This window comes from Pseudomonas sp. OV226 (genome assembly GCF_003148705.1).
Classification (GTDB): domain Bacteria; phylum Pseudomonadota; class Gammaproteobacteria; order Pseudomonadales; family Pseudomonadaceae; genus Aquipseudomonas.
The window spans coordinates 370,031-394,894 of the sequence record NZ_QGGS01000004.1 but is presented as its reverse complement, the minus strand read 5'-3'; the positions used below and the strand labels follow the sequence as shown (position 1 = coordinate 394,894).

The window sequence follows — 24,864 nt, the reverse complement described above, 5'->3', positions numbered from 1 at the left end:
CCTTTTTCATTTCCGTTATCGTTCCCGCGCAGAGCGTGGGAGCGTGGGAGCGATCAGGCGGGCGCTCAACGCAGAATCACCGGCGCGGTATCCGGTGGCAGGTCGTTGTGTGGCTCCGCCTGCCCCGATGGCTGATCGCTGCCGTCCCCGAGCTGTTCGCTCAATTGCCGCGCCACATCCTCGCCCAAAGACCTCGATACTTCGCGCACCACCCGAGGCCGGTTCAGTGAAACGTGGATGTCCCGATCATTCACCAGCTTGGTGTCCTGAGCCTCACCCATGGCGGTGAAGGCCGAGGTGATCTCGTAGGTCCTGGTATTGATCAGGCTGAAGTCCGCCACCAGAGTCAGCGCCAACACCGCCGAATAGCTGTCGGTATTGGCCAGTTCGTTCATGTCCTGGGTGAAGTCGATGTCTGACAGCGTGCCAAACAATACGTAGTCGGCCCCCTTGAAATGGCCGGCCTTGATGCGTTCGATCACGTCATACACATCGGTTTTGGTGCTGACGGTGTAGGGCGTCCCCTGAATCAGCTGGAACATCCCGGTCTTGAGCATCTGACCTTTGATGTCCCCGCTGAATCGGCGGATTTCGGTCTGTTCCAGGTAGCTGTTCTGCGTCGTGTACTCGTCATAACGGGACGAGCCGCTGGCGCCGTAATAGTCCTGCTGATGATCGTCCCGGGCCGAAATCACGTGGACGTATTGATCCACGCTGGCCTCATAGGCAATGTCAGTGACCGCGATTTTCGGGGCCGCCTGAACGCCCAGGGCGCCGGTCAGGGCCATGATGCCAATCCATGCACGCATTGCTCAGCGCTCCGTGGTCTTGCGGATTTCTTTTTCGTCCATCCAGTCGGCCAGCCCGCTTTCGACGTCGATCAATTGCAGGCTGAACGTGTAGAAGACGTCCTTGTAATCGTTGCTGCGCTTGACGATTGAGCTGATCGACCCTTCCAGGCGATAGCGAGCGGCGATCATGTTGCCGGTTTTGGCCACGGTACTTTTCTTGTACAGGCCGCTCTGGTTTTGCAGTTTGAGGTGATCGACCTGGCTCTGCATGTCGGTGTTATCGCTGGCAAAGCGTGCAGTGCCGGAGCGCATCAGTTGGGTCTTGATTGACGTGGTGATGTCGCGAGTGTCGATGTACTCGCTGGTCTTGTTTCGCACGTCGTACACCTGGACCACCGGACGGCCTTTCAAGACCCCAGACTGGGCGAGTGAGCGGGTCATGCTTTCAGCGATCATTTGCAAATCGGTGGAACCGAATTCGTTGGTCACCAGCTCCACGGCTTTCGGATCACCGTAACTGATGTTGCCGCTGCCCAGCACCGGCGAGTGATTGGCCGCGCAGCCGCCGATCAGCAGGAGGCTGAGGGCGAGGGACGAAACACGTACAAGCATGGGCGTGGTCTCAAGTGGACGGTTCATGGCGTGTTGATTTCCAGGCGAAAGTCCACGGCTTGTGGTACCGGGGCGATGGCCGGCAGGAAGCTCGTCTGCTCGGCGTACAGGGTCAGGCTTTTCCAGGACTCGGCTTCGACCACTGGAAAACCTTCGGGGCCGAGCCATAGATAGCGGTAGTAGAGCGTCCGGTTATCGGTATCGGTGTTGCTCAGCTGCGTATTGACCGTCAGGAACCCGTTTTCCCGAGCCATGCGCATGGGACCGATAGCCAGGCTCTCAATCGGGCCGGTGGCCATGACTTTACTGGCTGCAGTGGGCGGCGCGGTGGCGCAGCCGGCCAACAGGGCTAGCGCGATAACGACGAAGCATTTCAATCCCATGAGGCGCTCCATTCAGGGTTGAGCACGGCTGGTGACAGCCTGCGGTGTTGGAGGGGGGGCGAGATCCAGGGCGACATCTGCGGCGAAAACCCGGTTATTCACCGCGCGCAGGCTGAAGGCCTGATAGGTCTGGCCGATCTTGAACCTGACCGGTGGGCGTTCCGGCGCATTGGGCAGGGTCAGTTGATGCTCGCCTTTCTTGAGGCGCAGGCGAGCGACGTATGTTTTGTCCGGCAGCGTGCGCCAGCCTCGTGTGTCGGCATCCTCTCGCTGGGTTTGCTGCAAGAGGGTTTCTTCAAGTTTCTCGGGCCTGTGTTTTTTCAAATAGGCCAGGTACTCGACGTTGGACCGGGCGCGATGAAGCGTGCGCTCAATGATGCCCGGCATGTCGTCACGCAAGGTGCGCCGCGACATGTCGCCATAACTGTTGAGCAACGTCAGTTTCTGTTTTTTTCCATCCACCGTGATGAAGTCCACGGGCGGTGTGGACGTGTCAGGGACGAGGATCGGGAACGACATGTTGGTGATGTAGGTTTCGCCCTCGACGTCCACCGAAATCGGCACACGCACGGAGTTGCGTGCAGGGGCGAGGCCGGTTTGCACGATCAGCAAGACATCACTTTCACCGGCCTTGAGCGGCGATTTGTCCAGGTTGCGCAGCGCCTGTTCAAGCAGCGGCGTGTTGGGGCGCAACTCCACGGCTTTGCGATAACCCGGTGCGGCGAGGTCTTTTTCACCCAGCGTTTCATAGACGAAACCTGCCAGGTAATGACTGAACGCACTTTGGTAGCTGTTTTTCAGCGCAATGACTTCGGGGGCATCAAGGGTTGCAACCGGGTAGCCCTGAAGGTCCTGGTATTTCAGGGGCACGCCTTGCTCTTGGGCCTGGTTTTCAAGTGCCAGGTATTGCAAGTCGCGCTTTTCGGCAATGGTTGCCTCGCGCTCGTGGGTTTTCTTGATCATCACCCGAGCGAGGTCGGGTTGGGCGCTGGACAGGCACGTCAGAGCCATTTGCGTGGTCAGGGCGACCTTCTCGAAGTCGTAGCCATCGTACAAACGCACTTTGTCATTGGCGCCGTAACTATTGAACTCGGTGAAAGCTTTGAAGGCGCCGAATCGTGGCGAGTTTTCCCACCCCTCAATCAGCCGGTCGGCGTAATCCCAACTGGCGTAACTACCGGTCATATCGCCAGTGAGCCGCAGCAGTTCGCCCTTCTCAAAGTTATAGAGCAGGTCGCCCGGGGCAATGGGATTGTTTCGATCCAGTACAGCAACGGCGGAGTCGATCTGGCCGGCTTTGAAATAGTCGAGGGTCTCGCTCAGCTCCGCGTTGTAGTCCCGCATGGTAGGGCAACCGCTCAGTAGCAAGCATGCACCGAGCACAAACATGAAGCGCAGGCGAGTAGCCATTTGCAGTGTGTCTTCCTTGAAGAAAAGCCGCCAAGAGGCGGCACACTGTAGAGCGCAATGATGGCACTTTGTTCCGCGGCTGCTGGCCTCAGTTGCAGACAAAGCTTGAGTGAAAGTGATTGGGAGGGAACAATGTGTTACTTCGTATTACCAATTGAGATTCATTCATGACTGCCCCGTCCCGTTTTCTGGCCTGGCTGGTGTTTCCACTGTTTGCCTTGTGCAGTTTCAATCTGCTGGCCGACACCGTGGAAGGTGCGCCGCAAGCGTTGCACCTGCTCGATTACATCAGCGCGGACTACCCGCAAACCGTGCAAGCGGGCAAGGTGATTGATGAGTCCGAGTACCGCAGGCAGCTGGAATCCATCAAGACGTTGCAGGGCCTGATTGCGGCGATGCCGGCCAAGCAGGAGAAGGCGGGGTTGGAGCAGGGCGTGAGCTCGCTGCGCAGTGCCGTCACTGCCCGTCAGGAAGGTGCGGACGTGGCCCGTCAGGCGCGGCAACTCGGTGCGAAACTGGCCGTGACTTATGAAGTCAGTCAGGCACCGATCATTACGCCGGACCCGACCCGTGGTGCGCCGCTGTATGCCCAGCATTGCTCGGTTTGCCACGGTGATGCGGGCGCTGGCGACGGCCCGGCGGGTGTCGGGCTGATGCCACCACCGTCCAATCTGCGAGATACGACGCGCCTGGATCATCTGAGCCTCTACGCGCTCTACAGCACCGTGGGCCTGGGTATTGAAGGCACCGACATGCCGGCTTTTGCCGATCAACTTGATGATCGTCAGCGCTGGGACCTGGCCACCTACATCGCCAGCTTCAGCGCCGACCCGGCGGCTGCAAAATCCGAAAAGACCTACAACATCGCCGACCTGGGGCGTCAGACGCCGGCAGAAGTGCAGGCCGCCGACGGTCCACAAGCCGCTGCGACATTCCGTGCGCAGCGGGCGCAACCGCCGCAGGTCAAGCGTGGCCCGGCGCAGTTGCTCGACTACACCGCTGCCACCCTCGACAAAAGCATCGCGGCCTACCGCGCCGGCGATCACGATCAGGCCTATGACCTGTCTGTCGCCGCGTATCTGGAAGGTTTCGAACTGGTCGAAAGCTCCCTGGACAACGTCAATGCCGTCGTGCGCAAAGACACTGAAAAATCGCTGATGGCCTACCGTCAGTCGTTGCAGGACGGGTTGCCGGTGGCAGAAGCCGAGCAGCGCCTGAACACGGCCAAGGCCAAGTTGAAGGAATCCGCTGACCTGTTGGGCAGCGATGGTTTGAGTTGGTCGCTGAGCTTCATTTCCGGTTTGCTGATTTTGTTGCGCGAAGGTCTGGAAGCGATTCTGGTGTTGGCTGCGATCCTGGCGTTCCTGCGCAACACTGGCCAGCAATCGGCCGTGCGCAGTGTCAATGTCGGCTGGGGACTGGCGCTGTTGGCCGGTCTGGGGACGTGGGCGCTGGCTGCATATGTGATCGATGTCAGCGGTTCGCAGCGCGAATTGCTGGAAGGCGCGACGGCGCTGTTTGCCTCGGTCATGGTGCTCTGGCTTGGCGTGTGGATGCACGACCGTCGTCACGCTGCGGCGTGGCAGGATTACATCAAGAGCAGCCTGGTGGGCGGCGGCGGCCGTTTCGGCTTTGCGATCCTGGCGTTCTTCTCGGTGTATCGCGAGTTGTTTGAAGTGATTCTGTTCTACGAAACCCTGTGGTTGCAGGCCGGACCTGCAGGGCACAACGCGGTGCTGGCCGGCGGCGGGACGGCGCTGGTGTTGCTGGTGGTTTTGGCGTGGGTCATCTTGCGTGGTTCGGCGAAGCTGCCGCTGGCGTTGTTCTTCAGCATCAACGCCGGCCTGTTGTGCGCGTTGTCGGTAGTGTTCGCCGGGCATGGCGTGAAGGCGTTGCAGGAAGCGGGGATCTTTGGTACCCGGCCGGTGCCGTTCTTTGATTTTGACTGGCTGGGGATTCACGCGGATGCCTATTCGCTGGGCGCTCAGGCGGTGGCGATCATTGCGATCTTCGTGTTGTACGGTCGCAGTTGGGTGGCCGAGAAGCGTCGGGTGCAGGTTTCCTAAACAACATTCGCTGCGCTCACAATCGCGGGCAAGCCATGTTCCCACGGGTTTAGGGTTAACCTTGTGGGGGCGAGGCGGCTCGCGATTTTTTTTGAAAGAGGAAAACACAATGCGTGTCTGGATCGACGCCGACGCCTGCCCACGGGCGGCCAAGGATCTGGTGGTGAAGTTCGCCCTCAAGCGCCAATACGAAGTGGTGCTGGTGGCGGGGCAGCCGCAGATCAAGCCGGGGCTGGCACTGGTGAAGTTGATCGTGGTGCCGAGTGGCCCGGACGCCGCCGATGATTACCTGGTGGAGCACGCGGTGCCGGGTGAACTGGTGATTTGCAGCGACGTGCCGCTGGCGGATCGTCTGGTCAAGAAGGGGGTGGCGGCACTGGACCCGCGTGGCAAGGAGTTCGATGCGCAGAACATGGGCGACCGGCTCGCGGTGCGCAACCTGTTCACCGACTTGCGTGAACAGGGGCAGATGGGCGGCGGGCCGGCACCGTTTGGCGAACGCGAGAAGCAGGCGTTCGCCAATGCACTGGACCGGATACTGACGCGGCTTACCCGCAAGCCCTGAGCCGTACCGAGAACCTGTGGGCGTGTGTCAGGCGTCGTTTTCGTGGGTCAGTTCGAGCACGCGGTCGACCATTTTGTTGATGCCGGACGCCGCTTCGCTGATGCTTTGCGCCAGCATGTAGGCCGGTGTACACACCAGCTTGCGCGCCTTGTCTTCGACGATTTCAGTCACGGCGCAATCGGTGTGGGTGGCGCCCATTTTGTTCATGACCGCAGCGGTCTCGGCATCATTGCCGATGGTGCAGTTCACCCCTGGCCCATAGATCTTCGCCGCCAGCGCTGGCGAAATACACATCAAGCCCACTGGTTTTCCAGCCTCGGCAAAGGCTTCGGTCAGCGCCAGGACATCCGGTTGCACGGTGCAACCGGCGCCTTCGATGGCGAAGTTCGACAGGTTCTTCGCCGAGCCGAATCCCCCAGGAACGATCAACGCATCGAAGTCGTCGACGTCGGCCTCGCGAATGTCCTTGATGTGGCCGCGAGCAATCCGTGCCGACTCCACCAACACGTTGCGTGACTCGGGCATCTCTTCGCCGGTCAGGTGATTGATCACATGCAATTGCGCGATGTTCGGGGCAAAGCACTGCACCTGAGCACCACGCTGGTCCAGTCTCAGCAGGGTAATCACGCTTTCGTGGATTTCGGCGCCGTCGTACACGCCACAGCCGGAAAGGATCACTGCAATTTTTTTGCTCATGGGCTTTTCTCCAGATTCATGGCGTTAAATGTCCACTAATTTGTCGCTCGTTGCCATAGGGTTAATTCGCGGCTACACCTAGCATCTGTCCTCGGATTCCGATCAGGGCGCGTCATGGACTTCATTCTGTATGCAGTGCCGTTTTTCTTTGCGCTGATCGCTGTCGAGCTGCTGGCCGACCGTTGGCGCGGGGTCAGCCATTATCGCGTGGCGGATGCGATCAACAGCTTGAGCACTGGCGTGCTGTCGACCACTACGGGCCTGTTGACCAAGGGTGTCGGGCTGGTCACCTATGCCTTTGCCCTTGAGCATGTGGCGCTGTTCCAGTTGTCGGCCGAGAGTATCTGGGTCTGGGTGTTTGCCTTCGTCCTCTACGACTTCTGCTACTACTGGCTGCATCGTATGGGGCACGAGCGCAATATCCTCTGGGCGGCGCACTCGGTGCATCACCAGAGCGAGGAGTACAACCTGTCCACGGCGTTGCGCCAGACCAGCACCGGCTTCTTGCTGAGCTGGATTTTCTACCTGCCGATGGCCGTGCTCGGTGTTCCGCTGCTGGTGTTCGTCAGCGTGGCGGTGCTGAATCTGCTGTATCAGTTCTGGGTGCACACCCGGCACATTCCCAAGCTCGGCTGGTTCGAATGGTTCTTCGTGTCGCCGTCCAATCATCGGGCTCACCATGCACAGAACGCTCTCTACATGGATCGCAACTACGGTGGGGTGTTCATTATTTGGGACCGCCTGTTTGGCTCGTTCCAGGAAGAAGACGACAACGAACCGGTGATTTTTGGCGTGACGACGCCGTTGGCGAGCTGGAACCCTCTGTGGGCAAACCTGCAGTTTTATGTGCAGTTGTGGGATGACGCGCGGCGCGCCGAGAGCACGTGGGACAAGCTGCGGATCTGGTTTATGCGCACCGGTTGGCGGCCGGCGGATGTGGCGGCCAGCTACCCGATGAACAAGCCTGAGTTGAGCCAGTTCCGCAAGTTCGAGGTGCCGCTGGACGGTCGTCAGCAACTGTATGTGGCGTTGCAGTTTTGCGCCTACATCGCGTTGGGCAGCTATTTGATGAACCTGGAACGGAGCCTGCCGACCGCCGCCTTGGTGCTCGGCTGGAGTGCGGTGGCGCTGGGGTTGTTTGCCTTGGGCGTGGCCCTGGAGAATCGCCCGTGGGCGTTGACGCTGGAGCTGCTGCGGCTGGCATCGAACGTGCCGCTGGTGTGGCTGGCGCCGGTGGTCGGGTTGTGGCCGGCCAGCACGGTGGGCTGGATCGGCCTGCTCAGTTACAGCGTGTTGAGCGCTATCGGTCTCTACTGTTGCACAAACCGCTTCACTCGCTTGGCGTCTTAGTCGCTTCGACGGTAGCCTGTCTGGCTTTCAAGGCTTGCTCCTCGGCGTATATCTTCTTCGCCAGACGCGCATTTTTGAACCGTCGGCGCAGCCACAGGCCAAGTCCCAGCACCAGCAAGGCGCCGAGTACCCACAATTCATATTTCTTGACGCTGCCGAGCATGCCTTCCAGTACGGCGCCAAAGTGGTAGGCCGCCGCCGCCAGGGCCGCCGCCCAGATCGCGGCCCCAATCCCGTTGAGCAGCAGGTAACGTCCCGGTGGATAGCCTGACAGGCCGATGGCCACTGGCATCACCGTGCGCAAACCGTAGACAAAGCGGAAGCTCAGCACCCAGATGTCCGGGTGCTTGCGGATGTGCTCCAGCGCCCGGTCGCCCATCATTTGCCAGCGCGGCTTGCGTGCCAGCAGTTTTCGCCCGTGCTTGCGCCCCAGGAAGTACCACAGCTGATCGCCGGCATAACTGCCGAAGAACGCCACGACCACCACCAGGTTGATGTCCATGTATCCGCGGAACGCGAGGAAGCCTGCGAGCACAAGAATGGTTTCGCCTTCGAAGAACGTGCCGAGGAACAAGGCAAAGTAGCCAAAGTCATGCAGAAATTGTTGGAGCATTGTCTGGGTGCTGGCGAAATGAACGCGCAGCCTAACCCTTCGTGCACATTCATGAAAGTGTCCAAATGTGTCTCGACGTGAACATTTCCTACAATGACAATGGAATGCGGCTACCTGTCACAGGGGTGCACATAACTGTCATGCGTTGGTCATAATGGTCGCTTATAACTGTCACGCTCGCCCGTAAGCGCGGGCTCAGGAGTCTGCCGTGAGCTTTACCCCCGCCAACCGTCTGTTCCCCGCAACCCGCCTGCGCCGCAACCGTCGTGATGATTTTTCGCGTCGACTGGTCCGTGAAAACGTTCTGACCGTTGATGACCTGATCTTGCCGGTGTTTGTGCTGGACGGTGAAAACCGTCGTGAAGCGGTGACTTCGATGCCGGGCGTCGAACGCCTGACCATCGACCTGTTGCTGGAAGAGGCGGCCAAATGGGTCGAACTGGGGATTCCTGCGCTGGCACTGTTCCCGGTGACACCGCCTGAGCTCAAATCGCTGGACGCCGCCGAAGCCTGGAACCCCGAAGGCATTGCCCAGCGCGCCACTCGCGCGCTGCGGGCGCGGTTCCCGGAGCTGGGTGTGATCACCGATGTTGCCCTCGATCCGTTTACCACCCACGGTCAGGACGGCATCCTCGACGAAGAAGGCTACGTGCAGAACGACATTACCGTCGACGCACTGGTCAAGCAGGCCCTGTCGCACGCTGAAGCCGGTGCACAGGTGGTGGCTCCGTCCGACATGATGGACGGTCGCATCCAGGCAATCCGTGAAGCCCTTGAGGTGGCCGAGCACGTCAATGTGCGCATCATGGCCTACTCGGCGAAGTACGCCAGCGCCTATTATGGTCCGTTCCGTGATGCGGTCGGTTCGGCGCTGAACCTGGGCAAGGCCAACAAGGCCAGCTATCAGATGGACCCGGCCAACAGCAACGAAGCCCTGCACGAAGTGGCGGCGGACTTGTCAGAAGGTGCGGACATGGTCATGGTCAAGCCAGGCATGCCCTACCTGGACATCCTTTACCGGGTCAAAGAAGAATTCAAAGTGCCAACGTTTGTTTACCAAGTCAGCGGCGAATACGCCATGCACATGGCGGCAATCCAGAATGGCTGGTTGAGCGAGGGGGTTATTCTCGAATCCCTGACCGCTTTTAAACGTGCAGGCGCCGATGGCATCCTGACTTACTTCGCCGTCCGTGCCGCTCAATTGTTACGAGAGCAAAAATAGCCCTCCCAGGAACATTTCATGAATACCGAAGGACTCACTGAAGTTGCTGTAAAAGAGGCTCAACCCGTGGTCGAGCAAATCGCCGAAACCCCACCGGAGCTGGAGCCCGCTCCGCCCGTGGTGGTGGCCGAAGCCGCCGCAGCGGCGCCAGCGATTGCCATTCCCGGACTGGATGACAGCAGCCTGTACATCCATCGCGAGCTCTCGCAACTGCAATTCAACATCCGCGTGCTTGAGCAGGCGCTGGATGAGTCCTATCCATTGCTTGAGCGGCTGAAGTTTCTGCTGATCTTCTCCAGCAACCTGGACGAGTTCTTCGAAATTCGTGTGGCAGGTCTTAAAAAGCAGATCACCTTCGCCCGTGAACAAGCCGGCGCCGATGGTCTGCAACCGCATCAGGCCCTGGCCCGCATCAGCGAACTGGTACACGGTCACGTTGACCGCCAGTACGCGATCCTCAACGACATTCTGTTGCCGGAACTGGAAAAACATCAGGTCCGCTTCATCCGTCGCCGCTACTGGACGGCCAAGCTCAAGACTTGGGTTCGCCGTTACTTCCGCGACGAAATTGCCCCGATCATTACGCCGATCGGTCTCGACCCGACGCACCCGTTCCCGTTGTTGGTGAACAAGAGCCTGAACTTCATCGTCGAGCTCGAAGGCGTCGACGCCTTTGGTCGCGATTCCGGTCTGGCGATCATCCCGGCGCCGCGTTTGCTGCCGCGGATCATCAAGGTGCCGGAAGAAGTCGGCGGCGCCGGCGACAACTATGTGTTCCTGTCGTCGATGATCCACGCCCACGCCGATGATCTGTTCCAGGGCATGAAGGTCAAGGGCTGCTACCAGTTCCGCCTGACCCGAAACGCCGACCTGGCGCTGGACTCCGAGGATGTCGAAGACCTGGCGCGCGCATTGCGCGGCGAGCTGTTCTCCCGTCGTTATGGCGATGCGGTGCGTCTGGAAGTGGCCGACACTTGCCCGAAACACCTGTCCGATTATTTGCTCAAACAGTTCAACCTGGGCGAGACCGAGCTGTATCAAGTCAACGGTCCGGTGAACCTGACGCGCCTGTTCAGCATCACCGGCCTGGACAGCCAGCGCGAACTGCAATACCTGCCGTTCACCCCGCAGATCCCGAAACTGCTGCAAAACAGCGAAAACATCTTCAGCGTGATCAGCAAGCAGGACATCCTGTTGCTGCACCCGTTCGAATCGTTTACCCCGGTGGTCGACCTGCTGCGTCAGGCCGCCAAAGACCCGCACGTGTTGGCTGTGCGTCAGACCCTGTACCGCTCCGGCGCCAACTCGGAAATCGTCGATGCGCTGGTGGATGCGGCGCGTAACGGTAAAGAGGTCACGGCGGTCATCGAGTTGCGTGCGCGATTCGACGAAGAGTCCAACCTGCAACTGGCCAGCCGTCTGCAAGCGGCCGGTGCGGTAGTGATCTACGGTGTGGTCGGCTTCAAGACCCACGCCAAGATGATGCTGATCCTGCGTCGCGAGGCGGGCGAAATCGTCCGTTACGCACACTTGGGCACGGGCAACTACCACGCTGGCAACGCCCGTCTGTATACCGACTACAGCCTGCTGACCTCCGACGACGCCTTGTGCGAAGACGTCGGCAAACTGTTCAGTCAGTTGATCGGCATGGGTAAGACCCTGCGCATGAAGAAGTTGCTGCACGCGCCGTTCACCCTGAAGAAGGGCATGCTCGACATGATTGCCCGAGAGACGCAGTTCGCCCTCGACGGCAAACCGGCGCACATCATCGCCAAGTTCAACTCGCTGACCGATCCGAAGATCATCCGCGCGCTGTACAAGGCCAGTCAGTCCGGGGTGCGTATCGACCTGATCGTGCGCGGCATGTGCTGCCTGCGTCCAGGCATCGCCGGGGTTTCGCACAACATCCACGTACGTTCGATCATCGGCCGCTTCCTGGAACACACCCGGGTCTTCTACTTCCTCAACGGCGGTGACGAGCAGATGTTCCTGTCCAGTGCCGACTGGATGGAGCGCAACCTCGACAAGCGGGTCGAGACCTGCTTCCCGGTGGAAGGTCGCAAGCTGATTGTGCGGGTCAAGAAAGAGCTGGAGCTGTACCTCACCGATAACACCCACAGCTGGAGCCTGCAGTCGGACGGTCGATACATTCGTAACACACCGACCGGCAACCAAAACCCGCGCAGCGCCCAGGCGACGTTGCTGGAACGTTTGGGCAGTCCGATCCTGACCGTGCGTTAACGCGAACCCGGTGGGCAAAAAAAGGGCGATCCATGTGGATCGCCCTTTTTTTCACCTGCCTCCCTGTAGGAGCACAGCTTGCTGGCGATGACGTCCATTAGATCGCCATCGCCAGCAAGCTGAGCTCCTACCGAAGGGTGTTTTAGCGTGCGTTCAGAACGATATCGACGCGGGTGAGCCATTCCGCTTCAATGGCGAAGTCGGCCTGGGTCAGCTGGTTGTCGTCCAGCCATTTGTCCGGGAATACCACTTCCAGGCTGTTGCCATTGGCTTTCAATTCCACCTGAGGCATTTGCTGGGTGCCGCGGATGTGATGGAACAGGATCGCAAAGCGCAGCAGCACGCACAGACGGATCAGCTTGGTGCCGTCATCGCCGATCTCGGCGAATTTGTCCTTGGGAATATTGCGTCGGTGACCGCGCACCAGCAGCGCCAGCATTTGCTGGTCTTCGCGAGAGAACCCGGCCAGGTCCGAGTGCTCGATCAGGTAGGCGCCATGCTTGTGGTACTGATAGTGGGCGATGTCCAGGCCTACTTCATGGACCTTGGCAGCCCAGCCGAGCAGTTCACGCCAGACACCATCGTCCAGGTCCCAATCCTCGGCCACTTGATCGAAGGCGTGCAGCGCCTTGCGCTCGACCCGCGCCGCTTGTTCCAGGTCGACGTGATAACGCTCCATCAGCGAACTGAGTGTGCGTTCACGGACGTCTTCGTGATGATGACGGCCCAACAGATCGTAGAGCACGCCTTCACGCAGGGCGCCTTCGCAGTGGTCCATGCGTTGCAGTTCGAGCGAGTCGAAAATCGCTTCGAGAATCGCCAGGCCTGCCGGGAAAATGGCCCGGCGGTCGGGCTTGATGCCGTCGAAGTCGATTTTCTCGACGTCGCCGAGCTTGATCAGCTTGCGTTTGAGCCAGGCCAGGCCTTCGGCATTCACTTCGCCTGTGCCGTGGCCGCCGGCCTTCAGTGCCAGGCCGATGGCGCGAATGGTGCCCGAGGAGCCAATGGCTTCATCCCAGGTCAGGCGATGCAGGGCATGCTCGATGCTCATGATCTCCAGCCGCGCGGCGGTGTACGCCTGGGCGTAACGGGCCGGGGTGATCTTGCCATCCTTGAAATAGCGCTGGGTGTAGCTGACGCAACCCATTTGCAGGCTTTCGCGCAGCAGCGGTTCGAAGCGCTGGCCGATGATGAATTCGGTACTGCCGCCGCCGATGTCGGCCACCAGGCGCTTGCCCGGGGTGTCTGCGAGGGTGTGGGAGACGCCAAGGTAGATCAGGCGCGCTTCTTCACGACCGGAGATGACTTCCACCGGGTGGCCGAGAATTTCTTCGGCGCGGCGGATGAATTCGGCGCGGTTGCGCGCTTCACGCAGGGCGTTGGTGCCGACGATGCGGACGGCGCCCGGGGGCATACCGTTGATCAGTTGGGCAAAACGCTTCAGGCAGTCGAGCCCGCGCTGCATGGATTCTTCGTTGAGGTGGCGTTCTTCGTCGATGCCCGCGGCCAGTTGAACCTTCTCCCCGAGACGCTCGAGAATACGGATTTCGCCGTTCTGGGCCTTGGCCACGACCATGTGAAAGCTGTTGGAGCCCAGGTCTATTGCGGCGATCAGGGACAGATTCTTGGCTTGGGATTGCGGCATGGTCAGGGGGTCTCGGTCGATAACCTCGACATCGTGCCACGATCAAAGGCTGGCGCCAACGCGCAGTGTTCAAAGCCTTGATCCAGCACAACCCTGTGGCGAGGGGCTCGCCCCGTTGAGCGGCGAAGCAGCCCCCCTCGCCACGAATTCTCGCCAGGCAGGGATATGAGCTATACCCAAACTCATGCAGCACCATAGCGAGACTCAATCATCTGCACCTTCCTGAACAAGGGAAGGGCAGCTATGATGGGCCACGTTTTTTTGCTTACAACCTGGAGACTTCCATGAGCAGCGATCTTATCAAACACGTTAGCGACGCTAGCTTCGAGGCCGACGTACTCAAGGCCGAAGGCGCTGTACTGGTCGACTACTGGGCTGAATGGTGCGGCCCTTGCAAAATGATCGCTCCTGTTCTGGACGAAATTGCTGAAACCTACAAAGGCAAGCTGACCGTTGCCAAATTGAACATCGACGAAAACCAGGAAACCCCGGCCAAGCATGGCGTGCGTGGTATCCCGACGCTGATGCTGTTCAAGAACGGCAACGTTGAAGCGACCAAGGTCGGCGCGCTGTCGAAGTCGCAACTGGCTGCCTTCCTCGACGCCAACATCTAAGCGTTGATCAAAGCGTCATCAAAAAGGCCCCGCATATTGCGGGGCCTTTTCGTTATTGAGGGCTAGACGCTCCGAAACTCAGGTGGTACATTCGGCCCCGCACTGGTTTCTCCATTGCCCCCTGCTAGCCGTCGCCGACGCACTCCTTTTCGAATAAGTACGCGATCCTGTCGCCTTCTCCGCGGCGCGGCCTCATTAAGCCAAAAGCTTAATTTCCCCCCTCCATAAATGATTACGTCATTCCTATATGAATCTGACTGAACTCAAGCAAAAGCCGATTACCGAACTGCTCGAATTGGCCGAACAGATGGGCATAGAAAATATGGCCCGTTCGCGCAAGCAGGACGTGATTTTCTCCCTGCTCAAAAAGCACGCTAAAAGCGGCGAGGAAATCTCCGGTGATGGCGTGCTGGAGATTCTCCAGGACGGCTTCGGCTTCCTGCGCTCCGCTGACGCTTCCTATCTCGCAGGTCCAGACGATATCTACGTCTCGCCGAGCCAGATCCGCCGCTTCAACTTGCGCACCGGTGACACCATCGTTGGCAAGATCCGTCCTCCAAAGGAAGGCGAGCGTTATTTCGCGCTGCTCAAGGTTGATACGATCAACTACGATCGTCCCGAGAACGCGAAAAACAAGATTCTCTTCGAGAACCTGACCCCGCTGTTCCCGACTGTGCGCATGAAGATGGAAGCCGGCAACGGTTCCACCGAAGACTTGACCGGTCGTGTCATCGACCTGTGCGCCCCGATCGGCAAAGGCCAGCGCGGTCTGATCGTTGCACCGCCGAAAGCCGGTAAAACCATCATGCTGCAGAACATTGCGGCAAACATCGCCCGTAACAACCCGGAAGTTCATCTGATCGTGCTGCTGATCGACGAACGTCCGGAAGAAGTGACCGAAATGCAGCGCACCGTGCGCGGCGAAGTGGTTGCCTCGACGTTCGACGAGCCGCCAACCCGTCACGTGCAGGTTGCCGAGATGGTGATCGAGAAGGCCAAGCGCCTGGTCGAACACAAGAAAGACGTGGTGATCCTGCTCGACTCCATCACCCGTCTGGCCCGTGCCTACAACACCGTGATCCCGAGCTCCGGCAAAGTGCTCACCGGTGGTGTCGATGCCCACGCCCTGGAGAAACCGAAACGTTTCTTCGGCGCCGCGCGGAACATCGAAGAAGGCGGTTCGCTGACCATCATCGCCACCGCGCTGGTTGAAACCGGCTCGAAGATGGACGAAGTGATCTACGAAGAATTCAAAGGCACCGGCAACATGGAACTGCCTCTGGATCGCCGTATCGCTGAAAAACGCGTCTTCCCGGCCATCAACATCAACCGTTCCGGTACCCGCCGCGAAGAGTTGCTGACGGCCGACGACGAGTTGCAGCGCATGTGGATCCTGCGCAAGCTGCTGCACCCGATGGACGAAATCGCTGCCATCGAGTTCCTGGTCGACAAGCTGAAAACGACCAAGACCAACGACGAGTTCTTCTTGTCGATGAAGCGCAAGTAAGACGGTTTACAAGCCGCTAAAAATGGCGTCCTTCGGGACGCCATTTTTTTTGCAAAAAAAAAGGGAGGTTTGTGGTGACGGTTGGTCAGTACAAAAGCGAATTGGGCGTGCGACCCCAATAATTTCAACTGATTGGCTTTCTTGCTTATGACCACGCTTGCTTATCGAAGAGACATCGACGGCTTACGCGCAATCGCCGTGATTGCGGTGGTGTTGTTCCATTTCGGTGTTCCTGGCTTCACCGGCGGTTTCGTCGGTGTAGACATCTTTTTTGTGATTTCCGGCTACCTGATCACCTCGATTATCTGGAATCAGCGACAGACCGGGCACTTCAGCTTTGTCGATTTCTGGGCCCGTCGCGCGCGGCGAATCCTGCCCGCGCTGTTCGTGATGATCGCTGCCGTGCTTGCAGTCGGCTGGTTCCTGCTGGCGCCCAAGGATTACGAAGAGCTGGGCCGCTCGGTGCGCTACCAGGTGATGTTCGTCTCCAACCTCTTGTTCATGCGTCAGGATGGTTACTTTGATGTGGCTTCCGACCTCAAGCCGTTGCTGCATACGTGGTCGCTGGCGGTTGAGGAGCAGTTCTACATTGTTTTTCCGTTACTGCTGATCCTGCTGTCGAGTCGCCTGAACCATTGGCGACTGGCGCTGTTCGCCGTGTTGCTGGTGTCGTTCGGGCTCAGTGTGTGGGCCGTTGCGCATCACCCTGAAAAAGCATTTTTCCTGTTGCCGATGCGTGCCTGGGAGCTGTTGGCCGGTGGCATGCTGGCCGTTGCGCCCAGAAGCCAATGGCGTCTGACAACGATGGGGGCACAAGCGATCAGCCTGGCTGGCTTGGCGCTGATTCTGTTGGCGGTGTTGTGCTACGACAAAAGCACGCCATTTCCCGGTGCTGCGGCATTGCTGCCGACACTCGGTGTGGTCGCGCTGATCCGGGCCAACGGGCATCAGCCGACATTTGTCGGCAGACTGCTGGCCAGTCGTGTGCTGGTCGGTCTCGGACTGATTTCCTATTCCTGGTACTTGTGGCACTGGCCGGTGTTTGTTTTTGCCAACTACGCCAGTCTTGATGAGCTTGGCCCCTTCGATATCACAGGATTGATCTTGCTCAGCCTGGTGTTGGGTTATCTGTCGTGGCGATTTGTCGAGACGCCGTTTCGCGAGCGGCGGTTGTGGGCGGGGCGCCGGCAGATCCTGCTTGCCGCCGCGTGCGGTGTGCTGGTGCTCGGCCTGGCCGGTCAGGCATTGCGCTGGACCGATGGATTACCCACGCGCTTATCTGAACAGGCCCTTCAATACGCCAAAGCGAAGGAGTGGCGGCCGGAACTGATGCGCTGCCTGGCCGACGACAAAACCCCGGACGACCAACTCTTTTGTCACTATGGCACGCCAACGCCGACCGTATCAACGGCGCTGGTCTGGGGTGACAGTCATGCCACCGCACTGATCCCGGTGTTCGATGAGGGGGCGCACCAGCACGGTGTCAGTGTGATGCTCGCCAGCTCCCCCGGCTGCATCCCGGTTGAAGGGCTGGAGCATGAAGCGCAGTGTGCCCGGTTCAATCGCCGGGTCGAACAAGCCTTGACCCGGCAATCGGTCGGCGATGTGGTGCTGGTCGCGCACTGGAGTCTGTATCTGTATGGCGATGTGAAAGGCGATCTTGGTCATGTCCTGACGGACGCCCGTGGCCGTTATGACCGCGCCATCGCCGAGCAACGATTGGCCGAAGGATTACAGGCGACCGTGCGGCAGCTACGAGAGGGTGGGCATCGCGTCTGGCTGGTAAAGGAAGCGCCGCTGCAAACCTTCAGTCCGCCTTATCGTCTCAGCCGCCTGGCGATGCTGCATCGCCCGACCGACGACGTGGGGCTGGCGGTGACTGAACACCTCAAGCGCCAAGCGTTCATCAGTCAACTGTTCACGCAACTGGCGCAAGCCAACCCGGGCGTGACGGTGGTGGATCCGGCGCCGGTGCTGTGTGATGAAGCGGGACTTTGCCGCGCCGAACTCGGTGGTCAGTCGTTGTACACCGACACCAATCACCTGTCCGAGGCCGGCGCGCGGTTCATCGCCCCGGTCCTTGAGCCGTTGTTCAAGCACTTGCGAGCACGGGCAGCACTGGGCAATGGCAACGCGAATGCAGCCAACTGAACAGCGATAAGCTGCCAGCGGACGGCAGAGCAGGTAGGATGTACGCCTATTTTAGGGGTGCCATCGTCAATGAAATTCAAGGACCTTCGGGATTTCGTGCAGCAGCTTGAGCAGCGCGGAGAGTTGAAACGCATCCAGATCCCCGTCTCTCCAGTGCTGGAGATGACCGAAGTCTGTGATCGCACGCTGCGGGCCAAGGGGCCGGCGCTGCTGTTCGAAAACCCTACCGGCTACGACATTCCGGTGCTCGGCAACCTGTTTGGCACCCCCGAGCGGGTCGCCATGGGCATGGGCGCCGAGTCGGTCAGCGAGCTGCGCGAGATCGGCAAGCTGCTGGCCTTCCTCAAAGAGCCCGAGCCGCCGAAGGGCTTGAAAGACGCCTGGTCGAAGTTGCCGATCTTCCGCAAGATCATTGCCATGGCGCCGAAAGTCGTCAAAGACGCGGTGTGCCAGGAAGTGGTCATCGAAGGCGACGACGTCGACCTGGCGATGCTCCCCGTGCAAACCTGCTGGCCGGGCGATGTCGGCCCGTTGATCACCTGGGGCCTGACGGTCACAAAGGGGCCGAACAAGGACCGCCAGAACCTCGGCATCTACCGTCAGCAAGTGATTGGCCGCAACAAGGTCATCATGCGCTGGTTGAGCCATCGAGGTGGCGCGCTGGACTACCGCGAGTGGTGCGAGAAGCACCCGGGCCAGCCGTTCCCGGTGTCCGTGGCGTTGGGTGCTGACCCGGCGACCATCCTTGGTGCCGTGACGCCGGTACCGGACAGCCTTTCCGAATACGCTTTCGCCGGTCTGCTGCGCGGCAATCGCACCGAGCTGGTGAAGTGCCGGGGCAACGACCTGCAAGTCCCTGCGACTGCCGAGATCATTCTCGAAGGCGTGATCCATCCCGGCGAAATGGCCGATGAAGGTCCGTATGGCGACCACACCGGTTACTACAACGAAGTCGACAGCTTCCCGGTGTTCACCGTCGAGCGCATCACGCATCGGATCAAACCGATTTACCACAGCACTTACACCGGCCGTCCGCCGGATGAGCCGGCGATTCTCGGTGTGGCGCTGAACGAAGTGTTCGTGCCGATCCTGCAGAAGCAGTTCCCGGAAATCACCGACTTCTATCTGCCGCCCGAAGGCTGCTCGTACCGCATGGCCATCGTGACCATGAAGAAGTCGTATCCGGGGCACGCCAAGCGGGTAATGCTGGGTGTCTGGTCGTTTTTGCGACAGTTCATGTACACCAAGTTCGTTATCGTCACTGACGACGATATCAACGCCCGGGACTGGAACGACGTGATCTGGGCCATTACCACGCGCATGGACCCCAAGCGCGACACGGTGATGATCGACAACACGCCGATCGACTACCTCGACTTCGCCTCGCCGGTCTCAGGCCTGGGGTCGAAAATGGGGCTCGATGCCACGCATAAATGGCCGGGCGAAACCACTCGCGAGTGGGGCCGGGTGATCGTCAAGGACGACGCCGTGACCCAACGGATCGATGCCATCTGGAATCAGTTAGGAATAGATTGATGCGTGTAACCTTGCAGCCCTCCGGAGCAGTGCTAGAGATTCTGCCCGGCGAGCGGATTCTCGATGGTGCGCGGCGCCTGGGCTACGAATGCCCGCAAAGCTGCCGCAATGGCAATTGCCACGTATGTGGCGCGTTGCTGGTGGAAGGTCGGGTCGAGCAGGCAGGCCATGTGCGTGACCATGGCGAGTTCTACACTTGCATAGCAGAGCCGCTGGAAGACTGCATCGTGCTGTGGGATGGCGTGCTCGCGCTGGGAGAACTGCCGGTGCGCAGCGTGTCGTGTCAGGTCATTGAATGCAGGGACGTCGGCGGCGACACCTGGCGTGTGCGCCTGCGCGCGCCGGCCGGTAAGCCACCGCGTTATCACGCTGGCCAGTATTTGATGATCGAACGTGAGAATGGCGAGAAATCCGCGTTCTCGCTGGCCTCGGCACCCCATGGCGGACGAGATCTGGAGATCCATGTGCTGGCGCGCGAAAACAGTGCGCTGAGCCTGATCGCACAGTTGCAACGCAACCCGATAGTGCGGGTCGAGCTGCCATTCGGCGATACCCACCTTGCAGAGTTGCCGGACGGTCCGCTGGTGCTGATCGGCGCGGGCACCGGCATGGGCCAGATTCACAGCCTGATCGAACACTGCCGCGCCGCAGGCTTCAAGCATCCAGTGCACCTGTATTGGGGCGTGCGCCGTCCTGAAGACTTTTACCAGATTGAGCATTGGGATGAGTGGCTGAAACTGCCCAACCTGTTCCTGCACAAAGTCGTCAGTGATCAGTGCGGTTGGCAAGGGCGTTGCGGGATGTTGCACGAGATAGTGTGTGAGGATTTCCCGGATCTTAAATCCTTGCATGTCTACGCCAGCGGATCTCCGGCGATGGTCTATGGCACGCTGGATGCCTTGGTCGAAGCCGGGATGGACGCTCATCAAATGCGCGCGGATGTGTTTGCGTACGCGCCGCGATCTTGATCCGCGATCTTGATCCGTGATCTTGATCCTCAATCTTGATCCAAGCCTTTAGAACCGCACCCCGGTCGTAACCATGGCTGCGTTGGCGCCGAGAAAAACCAGCTCGGCGGCCAACGGTCCATAGTGAGTGCCGACCGACGGAATGATCACCGGCGCAACGCCGTAGCGGTTCAATGGAATCTTATCCTTGTAGTCACCGCTATAACCCTGCAACAGGCCGCCAGTCACTTTCAGGTACACCGGATAATTGGCGCTGTCATAGCGTTTACCGGCGTAGGCGTAGTTAGAGCGCTGCCTGAACGAGTTACGAAAAGTCGCCCCGCCAAATACCCAGCCCGATGCCTGATTGCGCTCAATACCAATCAAATCCTGATTGTTATTGTGTTCTGGGTCCGGTGAGTAATGTTTGGTATAGACACTGGTCTGTGCGTACCAAAAACCTTTGCCCTGTGAGTCCTCCAGCGCCATTGCCTGGTCGAACGGAATCAATAGGAAGAGGGTGAAAAGCCCTGGAATTTTCATCATGCAGCCTCGGTTAAACGGGGTGGCTTGCGCCAGAGGAAGGCCGTTATACGTAGGCGTTCAGTGACAGAGAAGTCAGAAAGTCCGATATTTTAGTAGGAAGTTTCCTGCATCTTCTTGAACCGAACCTGAACGAGTGGAAGGCTTATGCATATTTCATTCAGGTATTTAAGATATTCCTGCGATGGTATTAGGCTATATAAAACTCGATAGCGAGGCTGATAATCCCGATTTAGCGCTATTGCGAGTGTCATACATCCTTTAGCACTTTTCGTTTTACGGTTACTGCTATATGTTCTATGAAGCGAGTTTTGCTTACATCTTGTAATACTTGTGGGGCCGAACACTTTCATCATGACCGCCATTGAATCTGCTTTTGTGAATCCGGCTTACCCTCCGCGTCTCGATCTGGGGCCGCAGCTGACGCACGAACAACTTCTCGTCTCGATGCAATCGACCATGGCGCGTCACAAGGGCGGGCCGGTGTGGTTGTTCGCTTACGGTTCGCTGATCTGGCGACCAGAGTGTTCGGCAGTAGAGCGCGTTCGCGGCCGAGTGCATGGTTACCATCGCGGTTTGTACCTGTGGTCCCACGAACATCGCGGCACGCCGGAAATGCCTGGTCTGGTGTTCGGCCTGGACCGCGGCGGCTCCTGCAGTGGTTTCGCCTATCGCCTGCCCGAAGAACAACTTGAAGCTTCGCTTTACGCACTGTGGCAACGCGAAATGCCCGTCCCGTCCTATCGCCCGCACTGGCTCAACTGCCGTCTCGAAGACGGAAGCCAGGTGCAGGCGTTGGGATTTGTTCTGGAGCGGCACCTGCCCAGCTATGCCGGCAACTTGCCGGATCATGTGCTGAGCCAGGTGTTCGAAAGCGCTTGCGGGCGGTACGGCACCACTCGCGATTATGTCGAGCAGACCGCTCATGCCCTGCGTAGCCACGCCATGCCAGACCGGAATCTGGAGGCGCGGCTCAAGCGCTGCAAATCAAAAGCCGATCAGGCAATCGCTTCGCGGGTCTGACTGACGACGTTCCTTTACGAACCTGTCGCTCAGCTGTAAGAACGGGGTGTTTTCACCACCTGTGGACATGGGGGGGCTTAGACTCGCGGACAGTCCAGCCGATTGATCAACAGAGATAAGAGATGCCCCTGACGGTTCGCATGTTGGTGCCGAGATTATTGGTGGCGGCCGCTCTCACTGTTGGGTTGCTGGCATTGGTGATTGCCGACCATCCCGTCCAGTCCGGTCTGCGCAACACTACCGTGATGATCATTCGTCATGCGGAAAAACCCAGCGTGGGCACGGAGCTCAATGCCCGAGGCGAACAACGGGCAGCCGCCTATGTCGACTATTTCAATCCGCTGAAGCTGGAGGGGCAGACACTGACCCCTCAACGGCTGATTGCTGCCGGCGACAGTCCGGAGAGTTCGCGCTCGCGCTTGACCCTGACTCCGCTGGCGCAACATTTGAACTTGCCGATCGAGCAGCCTTACATCAACGTTGATGTTCATAAATTGGTCAAACTGTTGCGCCAGAGCAATCAGGCGCAAACGGTGTTGATCGCCTGGCACCACGGGCGCATCAACAAATTGATTGCAGCTTTCGGCGGCAACAGCATGGCACTGATGGGGCAGGAGAAATGGCCGGACGGCGTCTATGACTGGGTGATCGTTTTACGCTTCGATGAGAATGGGCGACTGATCCCGTCGCGCAGCGAGAAGGTTCAGCCGCATCTGTTGCCGGGCGATGGAGCGGTCCCGCCCGGCAATTGACGGCAACTTTGCGGCTGTCAGCGAACCTGCACCACAACCTTGCCCACAGCCTTGCGCTGCCCAAGATCATTGATCGCCTGTGCCGCATTGCTCAGCGGATACACCTGTGACACCAGCGGCTTCAACTTGCCCTCGGCAAACCAGCCGAACAACTGCTGGAAATTCGCTGCATTGTCCTGCGGCTGGCGTTGAGCAAACGAGCCCCAGAACACGCCGACCACGGCGGCCCCTTTGAGCAGTGCCAGGTTGACCGGGAATTCCGGAATGCGTCCGCTGGCGAAACCGACCACCAGCAGTCGGCCGTTCCAGGCGATGGCGCGCACAGCCTGATCAAACAGGTCGCCGCCGACCGGGTCGTAGATCACGTCGGCGCCTTGGCCGTCGGTGAGGCGTTTGATTTCGTCCTTGAGGCTGGTTTCGCTGTAGTTGATCAGCTCATCGGCGCCAGCGGCCTTGGCCACGGCAAGCTTTTCGGCACTGCTGGCAGCGGCGATCACGCGGGCGCCCATGGCTTTGCCGATTTCCACCGCCGCCAGGCCAACACCGCCGGAAGCACCCAGCACCAGCAGCGTTTCGCCGGGTTGCAGGTTGCCGCGTTGCTTGAGGGCGTGCATCGAGGTGCCATAGGTCATGCTGAAGGCGGCGGCCGTGTTGAAGTCCATCGAGGGCGGGATCGGTAATACGTTGTAGCCTGGTACTGCGATTTGCTCGGCAAAACTGCCCCAGCCGGTCAGGGCCATGACCCGGTCGCCGACCTTGAGATGACTGACCTTTTCGCCCACTGCGCTGATCACGCCGGCGGCTTCACCTCCCGGGGAGAAAGGGAAGGGCGGCTTGAATTGATATTTGCCCTCGATGATCAGCGTGTCCGGGAAGTTGACCCCGGCGGCGTGCACGTCCAGCAGGATTTCATTCTTCTTGGCGACAGGACTGGCGACGTCTTCCAGTACCAGCGATTCGGCAGGGCCGAAGGCTTTGCACAGCACGGCTTTCATCAGGGCTATTCCTTTGGGAGTGATGGCCGATAAGTGTAGGTGTGTGAGTCGATGGGTCAACGAGCATGCCCGACCCTGATAGTCAGCCATAAGCTTGTGCTTGAGCGGCGGGTCGTTATGCTAGGCCGCAAACCGGATAAGGAGCGAATTGTGAAAGCGTGGATCATGTTGTTGCTGGCCCTGTCTCTGCCTGTGGCAGCGATGGCCGAAGAAGCCAAAGAAGGTGAAGCTCCGAAGGTCAATTACATCACCCTGAGTCCGCCGTTCGTGGGCAACTATGGGCTGGACGGTACGCCGAAGCTCAAGGTCTACAAGGCAGATGTGGCATTGCGCGTGACCGGTGAGGACGCCACCAAGGCCGTGAAGGCCAATGAACCGCTGATCCGCAATCAGCTGGTGGCGTTGTTTGCCCAGCAAACCACCGAGACGATGAACAACGTCGAAGCCAAGGAAAAACTGCGCCAGGAAGCCTTGAAGCAGACCCAGCAGGTGATGAACGACGAAACCGGCAAGCCGGTGGTTGAGGATTTGTTGTTCAACAACCTGATCATTCAATAAGACTTCTGTTGTCTGATCCGGCCTCATCGCGGGCAAGCCCGCTCCCACAATATTCTCCAGTGTATGCAGGTTTTGCATCCACCCCAGATCTCTGTGGGAGCGGGCTTGCCCGCGATGGCATTCTCAGACGCGCAGGCGTTTCTACGGTTTGAGCGCGATGACTGCCGCCCACTGTTCAGCCGTGACAGGCATCACCGACAACCGCGAGCCCTTCTGCACCAATGGCATCTCGGCCAGCGCGGTCTGCTGCTTCAGATAGTCGAGCTTCAACACCCTGGCAAACGTCTCGACATGTGCGACATCGATCGCGCTCCAGGCGTTTTTTTCTGCCGTGGCCTTCGGATCGTAATAATGACTCTCCGGCTCCAATGCCGTGGGGTCCGGATAGGCCGCTTCGACAATTTTCCCTATCCCGGCAATTCCCGGCTCCGGGCAACTGGAGTGGTAGAAGAAAAACTCGTCACCGACCGCCATCGACCGCAAAAAATTACGCGCCTGATAGTTGCGAACCCCGTCCCAGCGCGCTTGGCCGAGCTTCTCCAGGCCCTTGATCGAGAGTTCGTCCGGCTCGGATTTCATCAGCCAATAGGCCATGGATTTTGCTCCTTGCGAGGTGAGTGGACAGGTTGTCCGGCAATTTTATG

General features: G+C 59.3%; 23 protein-coding genes. 13 read left to right on the top strand and 10 right to left on the bottom strand.

What is annotated here, in order from left to right; genetic code table 11:
• Positions 1–65: 65 nt before the first annotated feature.
• The 4 genes from C7534_RS10395 to C7534_RS10380 are packed head-to-tail and all read right to left on the bottom strand — an operon-like array spanning position 66 to position 3,196.
• On the bottom strand, positions 66–809 hold the full coding sequence (locus C7534_RS10395) for a penicillin-binding protein activator LpoB (RefSeq protein ID WP_109785695.1): 744 nt from the start codon (positions 807–809) through the stop codon (positions 66–68).
• A gap of 3 nt (positions 810–812) precedes the next feature.
• Positions 813–1,403, bottom strand: a complete 591-nt coding sequence (gene lpoB, locus C7534_RS10390) for a penicillin-binding protein activator LpoB (protein ID WP_046032340.1) — start codon at positions 1,401–1,403, stop codon at positions 813–815.
• A gap of 23 nt (positions 1,404–1,426) precedes the next feature.
• Positions 1,427–1,786, bottom strand: a complete 360-nt coding sequence (locus C7534_RS10385) for a YcfL family protein (protein WP_077431060.1) — start codon at positions 1,784–1,786, stop codon at positions 1,427–1,429.
• 12 nt (positions 1,787–1,798) lie between these two features.
• The gene (locus C7534_RS10380) at positions 1,799–3,196 is read right to left on the bottom strand and encodes a COG3014 family protein (protein WP_109785694.1); all 1,398 of its coding nucleotides are present in this window, start codon (positions 3,194–3,196) and stop codon (positions 1,799–1,801) included.
• 167 nt (positions 3,197–3,363) lie between these two features.
• Here C7534_RS10380 and C7534_RS10375 point away from each other — a divergent pair, with 167 nt between their 5' ends.
• On the top strand, positions 3,364–5,262 hold the full coding sequence (locus C7534_RS10375; RefSeq protein WP_109785693.1) for a cytochrome c/FTR1 family iron permease: 1,899 nt from the start codon (positions 3,364–3,366) through the stop codon (positions 5,260–5,262).
• Between the two features lie 109 nt (positions 5,263–5,371).
• Positions 5,372–5,827, top strand: coding sequence for a YaiI/YqxD family protein (locus tag C7534_RS10370; RefSeq protein ID WP_027926433.1), 456 nt, complete (start codon positions 5,372–5,374; stop codon positions 5,825–5,827).
• 27 nt (positions 5,828–5,854) lie between these two features.
• Here C7534_RS10370 and elbB read toward each other — a convergent pair whose 3' ends face one another.
• Positions 5,855–6,523, bottom strand: a complete 669-nt coding sequence (gene elbB, locus C7534_RS10365) for an isoprenoid biosynthesis glyoxalase ElbB (protein ID WP_046032244.1) — start codon at positions 6,521–6,523, stop codon at positions 5,855–5,857.
• 114 nt (positions 6,524–6,637) lie between these two features.
• Between elbB and C7534_RS10360 the strand changes: the two genes are divergently transcribed.
• Positions 6,638–7,873, top strand: coding sequence for a sterol desaturase family protein (locus tag C7534_RS10360; RefSeq protein WP_109785692.1), 1,236 nt, complete (start codon positions 6,638–6,640; stop codon positions 7,871–7,873).
• Here the strand turns inward: C7534_RS10360 and C7534_RS10355 are convergent.
• Positions 7,854–8,486, bottom strand: a complete 633-nt coding sequence (locus tag C7534_RS10355) for a DedA family protein (protein WP_046032246.1) — start codon at positions 8,484–8,486, stop codon at positions 7,854–7,856. The two genes, C7534_RS10360 and C7534_RS10355, sit on opposite strands and share 20 nt — an antisense overlap.
• 208 nt (positions 8,487–8,694) lie before the next feature.
• Here C7534_RS10355 and hemB point away from each other — a divergent pair, with 208 nt between their 5' ends.
• Entirely contained in the window at positions 8,695–9,708 is a 1,014-nt protein-coding gene (gene hemB / locus C7534_RS10350) for a porphobilinogen synthase (protein WP_077431063.1), read from the top strand.
• 18 nt (positions 9,709–9,726) lie between these two features.
• Positions 9,727–11,949 carry a polyphosphate kinase 1 gene (ppk1, locus tag C7534_RS10345; protein ID WP_046032248.1) on the top strand — a complete coding sequence of 741 codons (2,223 nt, stop codon included), beginning with the start codon at positions 9,727–9,729 and terminating at the stop codon, positions 11,947–11,949.
• 142 nt (positions 11,950–12,091) lie between these two features.
• On the opposite strand, the gene ppx is transcribed toward ppk1, so the two are convergent.
• Positions 12,092–13,594, bottom strand: coding sequence for an exopolyphosphatase (ppx, locus tag C7534_RS10340; RefSeq protein WP_046032249.1), 1,503 nt, complete (start codon positions 13,592–13,594; stop codon positions 12,092–12,094).
• 284 nt (positions 13,595–13,878) lie between these two features.
• Here ppx and trxA point away from each other — a divergent pair, with 284 nt between their 5' ends.
• The 5 genes from trxA (at position 13,879) to C7534_RS10315 (ending at position 20,370) form a co-directional block, all read left to right on the top strand.
• Positions 13,879–14,208, top strand: coding sequence for a thioredoxin TrxA (gene trxA, locus C7534_RS10335; RefSeq protein WP_003206727.1), 330 nt, complete (start codon positions 13,879–13,881; stop codon positions 14,206–14,208).
• A gap of 247 nt (positions 14,209–14,455) precedes the next feature.
• Positions 14,456–15,715 carry a transcription termination factor Rho gene (gene rho, locus C7534_RS10330; protein ID WP_007942421.1) on the top strand — a complete coding sequence of 420 codons (1,260 nt, stop codon included), beginning with the start codon at positions 14,456–14,458 and terminating at the stop codon, positions 15,713–15,715.
• Between the two features lie 147 nt (positions 15,716–15,862).
• A complete protein-coding gene (locus tag C7534_RS10325) occupies positions 15,863–17,866 on the top strand; it encodes an acyltransferase family protein (protein WP_109785691.1) in 2,004 nt (667 codons plus the stop codon).
• Positions 17,867–17,935: 69 nt separating this feature from the next.
• Positions 17,936–19,402 (top strand): 4-hydroxy-3-polyprenylbenzoate decarboxylase, encoded by a 1,467-nt coding sequence (gene ubiD / locus C7534_RS10320; RefSeq protein ID WP_046032251.1) that lies wholly within the window; start codon positions 17,936–17,938, stop codon positions 19,400–19,402.
• Positions 19,402–20,370: a CDP-6-deoxy-delta-3,4-glucoseen reductase gene (locus C7534_RS10315; RefSeq protein ID WP_046032252.1), complete on the top strand. Its 969-nt coding sequence runs from the start codon at positions 19,402–19,404 to the stop codon at positions 20,368–20,370. The genes ubiD and C7534_RS10315 overlap by 1 nt, the downstream gene beginning before the upstream one ends.
• Before the next feature lie 48 nt (positions 20,371–20,418).
• On the opposite strand, the gene C7534_RS10310 is transcribed toward C7534_RS10315, so the two are convergent.
• Positions 20,419–20,892 carry a hypothetical protein gene (locus C7534_RS10310; protein ID WP_046032253.1) on the bottom strand — a complete coding sequence of 158 codons (474 nt, stop codon included), beginning with the start codon at positions 20,890–20,892 and terminating at the stop codon, positions 20,419–20,421.
• Between the two features lie 354 nt (positions 20,893–21,246).
• Here C7534_RS10310 and C7534_RS10305 point away from each other — a divergent pair, with 354 nt between their 5' ends.
• Together C7534_RS10305 and C7534_RS10300 are read left to right on the top strand one after the other, a co-directional pair.
• Positions 21,247–21,915, top strand: a complete 669-nt coding sequence (locus C7534_RS10305; protein WP_046032341.1) for a gamma-glutamylcyclotransferase — start codon at positions 21,247–21,249, stop codon at positions 21,913–21,915.
• A gap of 122 nt (positions 21,916–22,037) precedes the next feature.
• The gene (locus tag C7534_RS10300; protein ID WP_109785690.1) at positions 22,038–22,667 is read left to right on the top strand and encodes a flagellar basal body-associated protein FliL; all 630 of its coding nucleotides are present in this window, start codon (positions 22,038–22,040) and stop codon (positions 22,665–22,667) included.
• A gap of 17 nt (positions 22,668–22,684) precedes the next feature.
• Here C7534_RS10300 and C7534_RS10295 read toward each other — a convergent pair whose 3' ends face one another.
• On the bottom strand, positions 22,685–23,662 hold the full coding sequence (locus C7534_RS10295; protein ID WP_109785689.1) for an NADPH:quinone oxidoreductase family protein: 978 nt from the start codon (positions 23,660–23,662) through the stop codon (positions 22,685–22,687).
• Between the two features lie 150 nt (positions 23,663–23,812).
• Between C7534_RS10295 and C7534_RS10290 the strand changes: the two genes are divergently transcribed.
• Positions 23,813–24,220 carry a flagellar basal body-associated protein FliL gene (locus C7534_RS10290; protein WP_046032257.1) on the top strand — a complete coding sequence of 136 codons (408 nt, stop codon included), beginning with the start codon at positions 23,813–23,815 and terminating at the stop codon, positions 24,218–24,220.
• A gap of 141 nt (positions 24,221–24,361) precedes the next feature.
• Here the strand turns inward: C7534_RS10290 and C7534_RS10285 are convergent, their stop codons facing one another.
• The gene (locus tag C7534_RS10285; RefSeq protein WP_109785688.1) at positions 24,362–24,814 is read right to left on the bottom strand and encodes an EVE domain-containing protein; all 453 of its coding nucleotides are present in this window, start codon (positions 24,812–24,814) and stop codon (positions 24,362–24,364) included.
• Positions 24,815–24,864: the final 50 nt, after the last annotated feature.